Annotated in this window: 14 protein-coding genes and 1 tRNA gene; 9 read left to right on the forward strand and 6 right to left on the reverse strand. The window is 67.8% G+C overall.

Features of this window, described 5'->3' with window-relative positions; genetic code table 11:
* Positions 1-59 precede the first annotated feature (59 nt).
* On the forward strand, positions 60-1,175 hold the full coding sequence (locus KF780_10630; protein ID MBX3562253.1) for a GIY-YIG nuclease family protein: 1,116 nt from the start codon (positions 60-62) through the stop codon (positions 1,173-1,175).
* Here KF780_10630 and KF780_10635 read toward each other — a convergent pair.
* The gene (locus KF780_10635) at positions 1,139-1,450 is read right to left on the reverse strand and encodes a chorismate mutase (GenBank protein MBX3562254.1); all 312 of its coding nucleotides are present in this window, start codon (positions 1,448-1,450) and stop codon (positions 1,139-1,141) included. The two genes, KF780_10630 and KF780_10635, sit on opposite strands and share 37 nt — an antisense overlap.
* A 178-nt stretch (positions 1,451-1,628) precedes the next feature.
* Between KF780_10635 and rpsD the strand changes: the two genes are divergently transcribed.
* On the forward strand, positions 1,629-2,243 hold the full coding sequence (rpsD, locus tag KF780_10640) for a 30S ribosomal protein S4 (GenBank protein ID MBX3562255.1): 615 nt from the start codon (positions 1,629-1,631) through the stop codon (positions 2,241-2,243).
* A gap of 54 nt (positions 2,244-2,297) precedes the next feature.
* On the opposite strand, the gene KF780_10645 is transcribed toward rpsD, so the two are convergent.
* Positions 2,298-4,271 carry a S9 family peptidase gene (locus KF780_10645; protein MBX3562256.1) on the reverse strand — a complete coding sequence of 658 codons (1,974 nt, stop codon included), beginning with the start codon at positions 4,269-4,271 and terminating at the stop codon, positions 2,298-2,300.
* Positions 4,272-4,343: 72 nt separating this feature from the next.
* On the opposite strand from KF780_10645, the gene KF780_10650 reads away from it, so the two are divergent.
* The 3 genes from KF780_10650 to aguB are packed head-to-tail and all read left to right on the forward strand — an operon-like array spanning position 4,344 to position 7,877.
* Positions 4,344-6,026 carry a M28 family peptidase gene (locus KF780_10650; protein ID MBX3562257.1) on the forward strand — a complete coding sequence of 561 codons (1,683 nt, stop codon included), beginning with the start codon at positions 4,344-4,346 and terminating at the stop codon, positions 6,024-6,026.
* 7 nt (positions 6,027-6,033) lie between these two features.
* Positions 6,034-7,032, forward strand: a complete 999-nt coding sequence (locus tag KF780_10655) for an agmatine deiminase family protein (protein ID MBX3562258.1) — start codon at positions 6,034-6,036, stop codon at positions 7,030-7,032.
* Positions 7,029-7,877 (forward strand): N-carbamoylputrescine amidase, encoded by an 849-nt coding sequence (gene aguB, locus KF780_10660; GenBank protein MBX3562259.1) that lies wholly within the window; start codon positions 7,029-7,031, stop codon positions 7,875-7,877. The genes KF780_10655 and aguB overlap by 4 nt, the downstream gene beginning before the upstream one ends.
* Here the strand turns inward: aguB and KF780_10665 are convergent.
* Complete coding sequence (locus tag KF780_10665; protein ID MBX3562260.1) at positions 7,850-8,515, reverse strand: uracil-DNA glycosylase; 666 nt, start codon at positions 8,513-8,515, stop codon at positions 7,850-7,852. The genes aguB and KF780_10665 overlap by 28 nt on opposite strands.
* A gap of 23 nt (positions 8,516-8,538) precedes the next feature.
* On the opposite strand from KF780_10665, the gene folK reads away from it, so the two are divergent.
* Complete coding sequence (gene folK / locus KF780_10670; GenBank protein MBX3562261.1) at positions 8,539-9,027, forward strand: 2-amino-4-hydroxy-6-hydroxymethyldihydropteridine diphosphokinase; 489 nt, start codon at positions 8,539-8,541, stop codon at positions 9,025-9,027.
* Between the two features lie 16 nt (positions 9,028-9,043).
* Positions 9,044-9,119 (forward strand) — tRNA-Lys (locus KF780_10675).
* On the opposite strand, the gene KF780_10680 is transcribed toward KF780_10675, so the two are convergent.
* Entirely contained in the window at positions 9,114-10,871 is a 1,758-nt protein-coding gene (locus tag KF780_10680) for an adenylate/guanylate cyclase domain-containing protein (protein MBX3562262.1), read from the reverse strand. The two genes, KF780_10675 and KF780_10680, sit on opposite strands and share 6 nt — an antisense overlap.
* Positions 10,872-10,972: 101 nt before the next feature.
* Here KF780_10680 and KF780_10685 point away from each other — a divergent pair, with 101 nt between their 5' ends.
* Positions 10,973-11,692: a response regulator gene (locus KF780_10685; protein ID MBX3562263.1), complete on the forward strand. Its 720-nt coding sequence runs from the start codon at positions 10,973-10,975 to the stop codon at positions 11,690-11,692.
* Positions 11,689-13,068 carry a HAMP domain-containing histidine kinase gene (locus KF780_10690; GenBank protein ID MBX3562264.1) on the forward strand — a complete coding sequence of 460 codons (1,380 nt, stop codon included), beginning with the start codon at positions 11,689-11,691 and terminating at the stop codon, positions 13,066-13,068. The genes KF780_10685 and KF780_10690 overlap by 4 nt, the downstream gene beginning before the upstream one ends.
* 4 nt (positions 13,069-13,072) lie before the next feature.
* Here KF780_10690 and KF780_10695 read toward each other — a convergent pair whose 3' ends face one another.
* Positions 13,073-13,261 (reverse strand): hypothetical protein, encoded by a 189-nt coding sequence (locus KF780_10695; protein MBX3562265.1) that lies wholly within the window; start codon positions 13,259-13,261, stop codon positions 13,073-13,075.
* 155 nt (positions 13,262-13,416) lie between these two features.
* Positions 13,417-14,025, reverse strand: coding sequence for an EF-hand domain-containing protein (locus KF780_10700; protein ID MBX3562266.1), 609 nt, complete (start codon positions 14,023-14,025; stop codon positions 13,417-13,419).
* Positions 14,026-14,032 lie beyond the last annotated feature (7 nt).

Raw genomic sequence — 14,032 nt, forward strand, 5'->3', positions numbered from 1 at the left:
CATTCCCGAGCGCAGTCGAGGGACTAGGCCGAGCGCAGCCGAGGCCCTAAGCGGCAGTCATGAGCTTCTGGACCTACATCCTCCATTGCGCCGACCGGAGCTACTATACCGGCCATACCGACGATCTGGATCGGCGCATCGGCGAGCATCAAAGTGGCGCTATTCGCGGTTACACGTTCGAGCGGCGTCCGGTCGAGTTGGTCTGGGCAGACAGTTTTCCGACCCGCGCCGAAGCGCAAGTGGTCGAAATCAAGATCAAGGGCTGGTCGCGTGCGAAGAAGGAAGCTCTGATCGCTGAGAATTGGGATCGGTTGAAGCGGCTTGCGATCCCGCCTGCGGAACGAGCTGGAAGGGCCTCGGCTTCGCTCGGCCTAGCCCCTCGACTGCGCTCGGGAAAGACGGAATTGGGGGTGCCGAAAAAAACGACTCCACCCGCCATCGTCCTGGTCCGCCCCCAGCTTGGCGAGAATATCGGCAAGGCAGCGCGGGCGATGCTCAATTTCGGGCTGACCGATCTGCGCCTGGTCGCGCCGCGCGACGGGTGGCCCAATCCGTCGGCCGGGCCGTCGGCCTCGGGGGCCGATATCGTGCTGGAACGCGCGCAAGTGTTCGCGACGGTGGCCGAAGCGGTGGCCGATTGCCCGTTCGTCTATGCGACGACAGTGCGCAAGCGCGGGCTGGTGATTCCGGTCATATCGCCCGAGGAAACGGCGCGTGAGATTCGTGGGCATGACGCCCCTTCCGCCATCCTCTTCGGCGCCGAACGCTCCGGGCTGGAGACGGACGAGGTGGCGCTGGCCGGCAAGATCGTCACCGTGCCGGTCAATCCGGAATTCCGGTCGCTCAACCTCGCCCAGGCCGTGCTGCTGCTCGCCTATGAATGGTCGAAGCACGAGACTTTGGCCGTGCCGACGCTCGGCGACGAGGCCGAACCGCGCGCCGAGCATGTTCATCTCGAGGGATTGATCGGGCAGCTTTACGATGCGCTCGACAAGGCGGACTATTTCCACCCGCCCGATCGCACCCCGGCGACGAAGAACACGATCCGCACCGTCCTTACCAAGGCCGGCTGGTCGGCGCGCGAGGTGCAGGCGATGCGCGGCATCGTGCGGGCGCTGGCGGAACCGCGGAAGGCACGTCAGCCGCGCAGTTCGTCGAACCGGGCGAATTCGTAAGCGATCGAGGCCTCGACGAGACGTTCGTAGAGATCGGCGACCGCCGCTTCCGGCACATTGGCGGCGGCGGCATGGCGTTTCGCATTGGCGATCACCTGTGCCTTGCGCGCTTCGTCGCGTACCGCCCCCCGGTCCGGCTTGATCCGCGCCGCCGCGTCCATGTAGCGGAAGCGCTCGCCGACCAGCGCGACGATCTCGGCGTCCAGCCGGTCGACGCCGGCACGCACTTCGGCCATGGTCGCGCAGGCCGCGGGCTTCACTCGATCTTCGGTCATGCCGCTCCTTTAGCGGCGCGGCGCGTCCTGTCGAGGTTGACTTTCCAGGCGCATGCCGCCATGTGCCCGCCTTCGCAATTGGCCCCGCACCCCTGGTGAAGCGGTGGCCGCGCCGGACGATCAAGGTCCGGCGGTGCGGTTCCAGGGACTTTATCGAAGCAGATTGGAGTTTCATACGATGTCGAAGCGCAGCAGCGCCAAGTACAAGCTCGACCGCCGCATGGGCGAAAACGTCTTCGGACGCCCCAAGAGCCCGGTCAACAAGCGCGAATATGGCCCCGGTCAGCACGGCCAGCGCCGCAAGGGCAAGATGTCGGACTTCGGCATCCAGCTGCGCGCGAAGCAGAAGCTGAAGGGCTATTACGGCGACGTCACCGAAAAGCAGTTCAAGCGCGCCTATAGCGATGCGTCCAAGATGAAGGGCGACACCGGCCAGAACCTGATCGGCCTGCTCGAGCGCCGGCTCGACATGGTCGTCTATCGCGCCAAGTTCGCGCCGACCATCTGGGCCGCGCGTCAGCTCGTCAGCCACGGCCACATCCGCGTCAACGGCGTGAAGTGCAATATCGCCTCGCGCCGCGTCGATGTCGGCGACGAGATCACTTTGGGTTCGAAGGCGCAGGAAATGGCGCTGGTCATGGAGGCGCAGGGTCTCGCCGAGCGCGACATCCCCGATTATGTCGTCCCCGACGGCGCCGCCAAGGCGACCTTCACCCGCGTGCCGACCCTGGACGAAGTGCCCTATCCGGTCCGCATGGAGCCGAACCTGGTCGTCGAGTTCTACTCGCGCTGACCGTCCGGCCTTGCCGAAAGCGATGAAGGGCGGCCTTGCGGGGCCGCCCTTTTGCTATTCGATGCCCAGAGCGGCGCGCAGGAACCTGTCGCTCCGCCGCAGCATGTCGGCACGCGCCGCGCTGTCGTCGAGCTGATGATCGAGACCGGGATAGGTCACCAGCTCCACCCGCCCGCCGGCGGCGCGCAGCCGGCTCTCCATGCGCCGCGACTGGCCGATGCCGACATTGCGGTCGAGATCGCCGTGGAAAAGCAGGACCGGCACGAGAATCGCCTGCGCGTTGTCGGCGGGCGAGCCTTCGCGGACATGCGGCCCGCTGCCGACATAATCGCGGACGGCGGCGAAGCTGGTCCAGTTGCGCCATTCCTCCTTGAGCAGGTTGAGATCGGTCACCGGCGCGATCGCCACCGCCGCCCGGAAGAGCCGCGGATCGAGCACATTGGTCTGCAACGCGGCATAGCCGCCATAGGACCAACCGACGATCGCGAGCTTCGCCGGATCGGCGATGCCTTCGGCGATCAGCCAGCGGCCGGCATCGTTGACGTCGCCGATCGCGGTGCGCCAGGCCTGAAAGCCGTTTTCCCGGAACCAGTCGTCGCCATAGCCGGACGAACCGCGGAAATTGGGCTGCAGCACCGCATAGCCGCGATAGGCGAAATATTGCGCCAGCCAGTCAAAGCCCCATTCGTCGCGCGAGTCCGGACCACCATGCGGCATGACGATCGCCGGCAGGCCGCGCCCGGTGCCGCCGGGGGGCAGCGTCAGATATGCGGGGATCGCCGTACCGTCCGCCGCCCGATAGGTTACGGCGCGCACCTCGGCGAGCGTCACCCGCTCCAGCTGGGGCCGCGCCAGCATGATCTCGTTGAGCTGCCGCGTGTCGCGATCATATGTGAAATAACGCCCGGGATCGCGATCGCTGCCCGCCAGGATGAGCAACCGGTTCTCGTCCTGCGAGGAATCGACGAAACGGATCAGCGGCAGGCTCGGCATGGCGCGCGCCAGCTGTGTCGCCAGCTGCCGAAGCTCCGCATCGAAATAGACGACCTGGCGCACATCCGTGACATAGGTCGCGCCGATGACCCGTCCGCCGCGGCCGATCCGCACGATATTGTCAACATCCACGACGTCATTGGAAAGCAGCAATTCCTCCCGTCCCGAACCGTCCAGCGCGAGCCGGTAGAGCGCAGCGCGGCCGTTCAGCTTGCGGGAGATGAAGGCGGAGTTCGTCACGCGATCGACCGCCAGGGGATAAAGGCCGTCGCGCGTCGAGACGGTATAATCGCCCAGCGGCGTCCAGCTGTTCGATCCGGCGGCGCGATAGAAATAGCTGATCCGGTCGCCCGTCATGCCGGTCTCGCCGCGCGGCGGCCGCATGCCCATGATGCGGATCGTGCCCTGTCCGTCCGTGACGTAGCGGACGGCATTGAGCCGGCCCTGTTCAACCGTACGGGACTGAAGGTTCGACGTATCGACGCGCACCACCCCATAACCCTCGCCGCGGCGCTCCAGATTGGTGCCCGCGCGCCGCTCGGGCACGAAATTCTGCCCCATCAGCACCGCACCGTCCTGCCCCGGCAGCCAATCGACAATATTGCCGCCCCACAGGCTCGCATATCGCTGGTAGAGGCTGTCGGTCTGCCCAAGCACGCGGATATTGCCGCCGTCGCGGTTCAGCGCGACGAGCCGGGACACCGCCACGATCTCGCCGGGTGTGTCGGTCAGCGCGAAGACGGTGCAAAGCAGCCGTTCCTCCGACACCCAGCCGCAGCCGCCCAGCCGCTGGCGCACGCCGTCGGCGCTGGTGGTGACGCGCGATTCGCCCGTATCCAGATCGACGGTGTAGAGCCGGGATGCCTGCCCTTGCGCGGGAGCGACATAGGCAAGCCGCCGTCCGCTCGGCGACAAGGCAATGCTTTCGATGCTTTCCCGGGCGCCAAATGCCGCAGCGGGATCGAATGATTGTGCGTAGGAAGAAACAGGAAAGGCAAAGAACAGCAGCAGGTAACCGGCAATATAGCGACGCATGACACCCCCTCTTGTTATGAACGTGATGCCTGCAAAGCGGTGCACGCGCAAGGTTGCCTCCAACGCGCCGCGATGCCAGAAGCCCCGCTTCCTCATTCAGGGAGAGACAGCTTGATCCGCCTGATCGCGCCCGCCGCCGCCTTACTCATCGCCGCCTGCACCCTGCAGGAAGCGACACCCCAGATCGCTCCGCCCGAAATCTCCCAGGAAACGCTGCAGCGCCTGACGCAGCAGCTGTCTTCGGACGAGTTCCAGGGCCGCGCGCCGGGCACGGAGGGCGAGACGTTGACCGTCGAGCTGCTGGCGCGCGAATTCGAGCGCGCGGGACTGCAGCCGGGCAATAATGGCAGCTGGTATCAGGACGTGCCGCTGGTCGAGATCACGGCGCAGGGCAGCCCGCAACTGCGCATCGGCGGGGCGCAAGGCCTGAGCTTCAACTTCCGCACCGATTTCGTCGCCGGCTCCTATCGCGCGCAGCCGCGCGTCAGCGTCGAGGACAGCGAGATCGTCTTCGTCGGCTACGGCATCAACGCGCCGGAGCGCGGCTGGAACGATTATGAAGGCCTGGACGTGCGCGGCAAGACCGTGGTCATCCTGGTCAACGACCCGGACTGGAACGCGGCCGGCCTGGAAGGCCCCTTCGGCGGCCGGGCGATGACCTATTACGGCCGCTGGACCTACAAATATGAGGAAGCCGCGCGGCAGGGCGCGGCGGCCGCCTTCATCATCCACGACACCGAGCCCGCCGCTTATGGCTGGAACGTGGTCGAGAACAGCTGGACCGGCCCGCAGCTCTACATGCAGACGCCGGACGGCGGCGCCAGCCAGACGGCGGCCAATGGCTGGCTCACCAACGACGCGGCGCGCCGGCTGTTCGCCGCCGCGGGGCAGGATTTCGACGCGCTGACCCAAGCGGCGGCGCAACAGGGCTTCCGGCCCGTGCCGCTGAACCTCAATGCCTCGCTGACCCTCGACAACACCATTCGCACCGCAGCATCGCGCAACGTGATCGGCATTCTGCCCGGCACGACGCGGCCGGACGAATATGTCCTCTACACCGCGCACTGGGACCATCTCGGCATCTGCGCCGACACGGGCGAGGACCGCATCTGCAACGGCGCCACCGACAATGCGACCGGCACCGCCGCCTTGGTTGCTCTGGCGGAAGCCAATGCCCGCGCCGGCGCGAGCGCGCGCAGCCAGGTGTTCATCGCCGTCACCGCCGAGGAATCGGGCCTGCTCGGATCGGCCTATTACGGCGCGAACCCGGTCTATCCGCTGGCCCAGACGGTGGGCGGCATCAACATCGACAGCCTCACCATGACCGGCGACGCGCGCGACGCCTATGCGGTCGGCGCCGGCAAATCCGAGCTCGACGCCTACTTGCAGCGCGCCGCGGCGGCAGAGAGCCTGACGCTGACGCCGGAGCCTTCCCCGCAGGCGGGCTATTACTACCGCTCCGACCATTTCAGCCTCGCCAAATATGGCGTGCCGATGGTCTATGCGAAGCTCGGTCCCGATCTGGTCAACGGCGGTCGCGAGGCGGGCCTCGCCTGGCAGGAAGACTACCGCGCCAACCGCTATCATGGCGTGGCCGACGAATATGATCCCAATTGGGACTGGTCCGGCGCGATGCGCGAGATGCGTCTCTTCTACCGGATCGGCCGCGAACTGGCGGACGGCAATGCCTGGCCGAACTGGAACGAAGGCGACGAGTTCCGCGCCATCCGCGACCAGTCCCGCGCCGGGCGGTAATTCGCATATGACCTGGCGCCAGCCCGCCGAATGGGCGCCGCATGATTGCGTCTGGATCGGCTTTCCCAGCCATGCCGAGCTGTGGGAGGCCGACCTGGCGCCAGCGCAGGCCGAGGTCGCGGCCTTCGCGCGGATCGTCCATGCCGATGGCGCAGGCGAGGAGGTCCGGCTGGTCGCGGCCGACCCCGCCGCCGCCGACGCCGCCCGTGCGCTGGCACCGTTCGCGACCGTGCTGGTGGAGCCGTTCGGCGACATCTGGCTGCGCGATACCGGGCCGATCCTGCTGAAAAGCCCCGCCGGTCCGCGGGCGGCACGGTTCCGGTTCAACGGTTGGGGCGGAAAGTACGAGCTGGCGGGCGACGACACGATCGGCCTCAGGCTCGCGCGAACGATCGGGCTCGAGGCGGTGTCGCACGACTGGGTGCTGGAGGGCGGCGCCATCGACGTGGACGGCACCGGGCTTGCCGTCACCACCGAGCAATGCCTGCTTAACCCGAACCGCAATCCGGGCATGTCTCGCGAGGATGTCGAAGCGCGGCTGAAGGCCGATCTCGGCATCGATCGCCTGCTCTGGCTCGGCAATGGCCTGCTCAACGACCATACGGACGGCCATGTCGACAATCTCGCCCGCTTCGTGGCGGAAGGGACGCTCGCCATGCCCGTCGCGGTCGAAGGCGATCCCAATGCAGCCGTCTACGCGGATGCCAAGGCCCGCGCTGAAGCCTTCGGCGTGAAAGTCATCCCCCTCCCCTCGCCCGGCCGCGTCGAGCGCCCCTCGACTTCGCTCGGGACAGGAGACGGCGAGATCATCCCCGCCTCATACATGAACTTCTATGTCGGCAATGCCGCCATCGCCGTGCCGCTCTATGGCGCGCCGAACGACGAAGCCGCCATTGCCGCCATCGCCGCGCTCTTTCCGGGCCGGAAGGTGGCAGGCTATCGCGCCGATCATATATTGACCGGCGGGGGCAGCTTTCACTGTATCAGCCAGCAGGTGCCAGCATGACCAAGCTCACCGTCGCCGCGCTTCAACTCGCGTTCGGGGACGATCTGGACGACAATATCCGCAACGTCTCCGAGCTGGTCCGCGAGGCGGCCGGCAAGGGCGCCCGGGTGGTGCTGCCGCCGGAGCTCTTCGAAGGCCCTTATTTCTGCCGCAGCCAGGACGAGGCGCTGTTCGCCACCGCGCGGCCGGTCGATGCCCATCCGGCGGTGCTGGCGATGCGGAAGCTTGCGGCGGAGCTGAGCATCTTCATTCCCACCAGCTTCTTCGAGGCAGACGGGCCGCATTTCTACAACAGCCTGGCGATGATCGACGACAAGGGCGCCGTCATGGGCGTCTATCGCAAGAGTCACATTCCGGACGGGCCGGGTTATCAGGAGAAATTCTATTTCCGCCCCGGCAATACCGGCTTCCGCGCCTGGCCGACGCCGGGCGGCACGCTGGGCGTCGGGATCTGCTGGGACCAATGGTATCCGGAGACGGCCCGTAGCCTGATGCTGCACGGCGCCGACATCCTCTTCTACCCGACCGCGATCGGCACCGAGCCGCACGATCCCGATCTCGACACCAGCCGCCTGTGGCGCCGTGCGATGATCGGCCATGCCGTGTCGAACGTCGTGCCGGTTGTCGCTGCCAACCGGATCGGCGATGAAGGCGGCCAGATCTTCTACGGCCACTCCTTCATCTGCGACGAGCGCGGCGACATCCTCGCCGAGTTCGGCGCGAAGGAGACGGGCGCACTCGTCGCCACGCTCGATCTCGACGCCGCCAAATGCCACCGCGCCGCCTTCGGCTTCTTCCGCGACCGGCGGCCGGACCTTTACGGACGGATCGTCGAGGACATCTGAACCGCCCGCGCGAACACCGCTTCGAACATCGCGGGCGTCAGGCGGCCGGTATTCTGGTTGTAGCGCGAGCAGTGATAGCTATCGATCAGGGCCCGCCCGTCCGGCAGGCGATGCTCGGCGAGATGGGCGAAACGGTAGCGCGCCGGAATGCCGCCTGACGCCCGCACCGCCGCGTCATGCGCGATGCGGCCGAGCGCGACGATGACGCGGACATTCGGCAAATGCGCCAGCCCGGCCTCGTAATAGGGACGGCAGGCAGCGGATTCCGCGGGCGTGGGCTTGTTCGCCGGCGGCAGGCATTTGACGGTGTTGAGGATGACGCAGCCCTTCAGGCGCAGGCCGTCATCGGGGTGCGCATCGTAAACCCCTTCCGCCAGACCGGCCTTCAACAGCGTCTCGTAGAAAAGCGGGCCGGACTGGTCGCCGGTGAAGGGCCGCCCGGTGCGGTTCGCGCCCCACATGCCGGGGGCGAGCCCGGCGATGGCGAGCCAGGCCCCGGGATCGCCGAATGCGGGCACCGGCGCGTTCCACCAGTCCGGATGCTCGACGCGCAGATCCTCGCGCAGCGCGACGAGGCGCGGGCAAAGCGGGCAATCGCGCGGGGCTTCCGCATCGGCAACCGGGCTTTCGGGGATCATGGGAAGCGTCTAGGCGGAGCGCGATGGCAAGAACAAGCTATCTGATCGCTCTCGGCTCGAACCGCCGTCATGTCCGCCATGGCGGACCGGCGGGTGTGCTGCGCGCCGCGGTCGATAGGTTGCGGACATTGGGAAATGTCGAAACCGTCTCGGCGATCCGCGCCACCCCTGCGCTCGGCCCGGCCGGACGGAGCTTCGCCAATGGTGCCGCGCGTCTTTCCACCGATCTTGATCCGGACGCGCTGCTCGACGCGTTAAAGGGGATAGAGCGCCAATTCGGGCGGCGCGGCGGGCGGCGCTGGGGGCCGCGCGTGCTCGATCTCGACATCGTCCTGTGGTCGGAGGGCATGTGGGCCGGTGCGCCGGTCATCCCCCACCCCGAGTTCCGCAAGCGCGGCTTCGTGCTCGATCCGCTCACCGAAATCGCCGCCGACTGGCGCGATCCGGTCACCGGCCTCGCCATCCGCCATCTCCACGCCCGGTTGACCGCGCCCCGCCGCGCGCATAGGTGACGTGTCCCCTTGGTCAGGGCCCTTAGCTCAGTCGGTAGAGCAACTGACTTTTAATCAGTAGGTCGCTGGTTCGAACCCAGCAGGGCTCACCATCCTCTCGGTTCCCTTCGACTCAACCGATACATGGGAAACTCCCCGTAATTCTTGGCGAGTGCGATGCGGCCGACATAGCGGCTGACGAAGCGGTCCCCCGCTTCCAGCGCCAGGATCGCGGCGAAGGGCTCGGTGACGAAGACGGCGCCGGGCGGGGTCACCGGCTCGATCCGCGCGGCCTTGGAGACTTCGGTGCCGTAGAAGGTGGTACGCCCGGTGATGGGATCGCTGGTCCGCCAGGCCGGGCCGTAATGCGCGCCGACCCGCATCCCGCCCGTCGCGAGCCCCAGGGTCGTGTAATCGACATCGGCCAGTGCGTCCTGCAGCTCCAGCGCGACCTCGGCGGCCAGCGTCGCGCTCGACGCCACCGCATAGAGCGCGTCGCCCCAGCTGTTGCGGCATTCGATCCCCGCGCCATGCGTGTCGAGCACATCGGCGACGCGGCGCATCACGCCGTCCCAGAAGGCCGGCAGCGCGGTCTCCTTCAGGGTCGAGAAGCCGGCGAAATCGGTGAACAGGATCGCCGCCAGCGCGCGGGCACGATCGCTCGCGACGCGCGGCGGCGGCCGGTCCAGCGCGCGATCGACGACATCTGGCTCGATCGCAATCACGCGCCCGCCGCTGCCGCGCCAGGCGGCGACGTCCGCGCCCGTGCCCGCCGGACCGTTCGAATCCTCGCCGTCCCAGATCGCGACCTGGACCGGTTCAGCGCCGAGATGCCGGGCGCGCAATTGGGCAAGGCCCATCGCCATGCGGCTGCCATAACCATATTGGGCGGGGTCGCCGAAAAACTCCATCTCGCTGGCGATTGTGATGCCCGCCGCCCGCGCGAGGCAGGCGCGGTAGCGCGCTTCCCAACCCGGCCCGCCCGGCCGGACCGATTGGGCGAGGAAATCCTCCTCGACGAAAGGCAGGACGATATTGAGCTCGATCCCGCGCGCCAGCGCCGCTTCGGCGACCAGCAGGTCGCCGCCGCAAGCCAGTGCGCCATAGGCGAAGCCAATCCCCTCCCCGTCCAGCGCCGCGCCGATCCGCTCCGCAAGCTCTGCTTCCATCGCAGGATCGGCGGCGAACATATGACCGCAGAAATGCGCGACCCGGGGCGGCGTCAGCGGCGCGAGCAGATCGGCGGCGTCGGCGATGCCGAGATGTGCCGCGATCATGGCAAGCTGCCGCGCCGTGCCGGCACGGGCGCCATGATCGGTGGCGGCGCCGATCGCCTCGCCGCGCAGCAATTCGGCCACCTCCGCGACGCGGCCGAGCAGCAGCAGGGCCTCGGCGCGGGTCGCGGCCTGATAATAATCGCCGCCGGCCGTCACGGCGAGGTCGGCGAGCAGCCTTTCGGCCAGTGCCGCCGCCTCGTCTTCATCGCCCGCCAGCAGCGCCAGGGTCGCGGCGTTGATGCCGGGAAAGGGATCGCCGCTTTCCGCATAGATGGCGTGATAGGCGCCGAACGCCGCCCGCAATGCCGCGCGGCGCGCCTCGCCCGCCGGCAGCTCAAGCGCCCGATCCTTGAGCAGCCGCGCGCCGATCGCGCGATGATGGGGGTCAGCGGAGCGATCGAGCCCGTAGGCTGCGAAGCGCTCCATCGCCCGCCCGGTGTCGCCCATCCGCGCCAGCGCCAGCACCTGCCGGTGCCTTATATCTGCCGAGGCGTCGCCCGCCGCGATCGCGGAGACGGTAAGGTCGTAGGCGCCGATCAGGTCGCCGCGCGACAAGGCGGACAAAGCAAGATCTGCGGCGTTGCTCATCGCCTGTCCTTATGAGACCGGTGGCGGCGCGAGACAATTCACGACAAATCGCGACATACTGAGGGTGGCACGATGCCTTCACGGAAACGTAAAGGAGCGACATGGCCGACGAACCGCATATCCTGCTGGTCGACGACGAGCGCGACATCCGCGATCCGCTCGCCGCCTATCTGTCGCGCAACGGCCTGCGCGTCACCAAGGCGGAGAATGCGGCGGTCGCGCGCCAGATGCTGTCCGCCTATGCGATCGATCTGGTGCTGCTCGACATCATGATGCCGGGCGAGGACGGCCTGTCGCTCGCCAGCCATATCCGTGCCACGACCAAGCTGCCGATCATCCTGGTCACCGCGCGCACCGAGGAGACCGACCGGATCGTCGGGCTGGAATTGGGTGCTGACGATTATGTCAGCAAGCCCTTCTCCCCGCGCGAGCTGCTCGCCCGGATCAAGGCCGTGTTGCGCCGCGCGAACGAGAATGGCGGGCTGGTGCGTGCGCCCGATACCGAATCCTATGCCTTCGGTTCCTGGGTGCTGAAATCGGGCGAGCGCGAGCTGGTCGATGCCGATGGCGTCGCCATTCCGCTTTCGACCGGTGAATACAACCTGCTGCACGCCCTGGTGACGCATCCCCGCCGGGTCCTGAGCCGCGAGCAATTGCTCGATCTCAGCCAGGGCCGCGAGCTTGCCGCGTTCGAACGCAGCATCGACAATCATATCAGCCGGCTGAGGAAGAAGATCGAGGAAAACCCGTCCGATCCCAAGCTGATCAAGACGGTGTGGGGCGGCGGCTACACCCTGGCCACGGACGTCCGCAAGCTGTGAGGCGCTTTCTGCCCAAGAGCCTCATCGGCCAGATCGCGCTGGTGATGGCGGTCGCCTTGCTCGTCGCGCAGGCGATCAATTTCAGCCTGATCTTCACCGAGCGCCAGCGGGTCAGCCGCGCCCAGATCGAAGGGCCGGCGGCCAGCCGCTTCGTCATGACCGCGCAACGGCTCGCCGCCGCTCCGAGCGAGGAGATGAGCGAATGGCGCGAACGCCGGCGCCGCGGCCGCTATGTGCTGGGCGACGAAAGCGTGGTGCCGCCCGGGGTCAGCGATCCGGCCCTGGTCGCCCGGCTGCGTGAAAGCGCCGCAACGGTCGGTCTCACGCTGCGCGACGCGCGGGCCATATCGGGCGGCACGGTCGATCCGCCGCAACGGCTTCGCGACCGGCTTACGCCCGATCGTCGCGACCGGATGGAACGCCGGCTGGATCGGCTGCAGACGCTGATCCTGTCGATCCAGCTCGAGGACGGACGCTGGGTCAATGCGCGGGTGGTGACGCCCCGGCCCAATCCCTGGCTGATGCTGCGACCGCTGGCGGCGACACTGCTCACCTACGCGATCATTCTCGCCGCGATGCTGTTGATCGCGGCGCGGATCGCGCGGCCGCTGCGCGACCTCGCCGGAGCGGCGGACCGGTTCCGCGGCAATGGCGAGTCGCCGCAGGTCGAGCCGCGCGGACCGGCGGATGTCCGGCGCGCGATCCTGGCCTTCAACGCGATGAGCGCCCGCGTGGGCGCGATGCTGGACGAGAAGGACCGGATGCTGGGCGCGATCGGCCATGACCTCAGGACCCCGCTCGCCTCGCTGCGTATCCGCGCGGAGAGCGTCGAGCCGGAAGAGGAACGCGCGCGAATGATCGCGACGATCGAGGAAATGACCTCGATGCTGGACGACACGCTGGCGCTGGCACGTACCGGGCGCGGCGTGGAGCAATTGCGGGCGATCGACGTCACTGCCCTGGCCGACACCGTGGTCGAGGAATTCCACGCACTCGGCCAGCCGGTCGAGATGGCGGCTGGCGCGCGGGCGATCGCGCGTATCCAGCCAAATCTGATCCGCCGCGCGGTGCGTAACCTCATCGAGAATGCGGTCAAATATGCCGGCGCCGCACGCATAGCGGTGCGCGAGACGGACGACCGCGTCGTGATCGAAGTCACCGACGACGGCCCCGGCATCCCGGCATCCGAGCTCGCCAATGTCCAGGACGCCTTCTATCGGATCGAGCCCTCGCGCAGTCGCGAAACCGGCGGGTCGGGGCTCGGCCTCACCCTGGCCCGCGCCGCCGCGCAGGCCCATGGCGGCGATCTGGAACTGGCCAATCGCGCCGAAGGCGGCCTTGTCGCCCGCATCCTTTTGCCGCGCGGCCAACCCTGAAAGGTCAGCCTTCGGGCTGCACGGCGGGAAAGGACTTCACCTTGCGCTCGCCGCACCACAATTCGAGCGGCTTCGGCCCTAGATGGGCCTCGGCGCGGCCTATTGCCTGGGAATCGTCGGCAGCCTCGATCTCCTCGAAACCGATGAAGCGGCCGTCGGGAGCGTTCAACACATAAAGTCGATAATAGCTCACGACACATACCCCCGGCGCGAATCCCTACACCGATTCGCTCGCATGAGCTTGTGCCACGAAGCCGGCACACGCGACTTAAACGAGATTAGTTACCGCAGCGGACGCGAAAAGGAGCCGAAGCATGGCTCCGGCTCCCCGTTCGCGCTCGTGCGAAACTACTGGGCCTGGCTGCGACGCTCCTGAACGCGCTGCCGGACCTGCTCGCGCATCTGCTGACGCGCCTGCTGGCGCTCGGCGGCAGTCACAGTGCCGTCGCGATTGGCGTCGAGCCGATCGAAGCCGGCCAGCGCCCGCTCGCGCATCTGCTCGCGCGTGACATAACCTTGCTCGGCGAACATGCGTGCACCATGGGCCGCGCGCATGTTCCGCATGCCCCGCATCGCGCGCATGCCCCGCATGTGCGCGGCGCGCTCGCCGGGCCCGGCCTGGGCGCGGCGTTCGGCCATGCGCTCGGCGCGCTGGGCGCGAGCCTGGGTCCATTCCTCGCGGGTGATGCTGCCGTCGCGATTGGCATCGAGCCGGTCGAACATCCGCTCGGCGCGCTGCGACCGGCGCTGCTCGCCATGCTGGCGCATTTCCTCGGGCGTCACCCGGCCGTCGCGGTCCGCGTCGAGTGCGGCGAAGCGCTGGTCGACGCGGTCGATCACTTGCTGGCGGGTGACATCCGCATTGCGGTCGCGGCGCGGGCCGTCGCCCGGCTGGGCGAGGGCCGTGCCGGCGATGGCGAGCAGCGCGGCGCCGGCGGCGAGGCTGATCTTGTTCATGAGACTT

The organism is Sphingomonas sp. (assembly GCA_019635535.1).
Taxonomy (GTDB): domain Bacteria; phylum Pseudomonadota; class Alphaproteobacteria; order Sphingomonadales; family Sphingomonadaceae; genus Allosphingosinicella.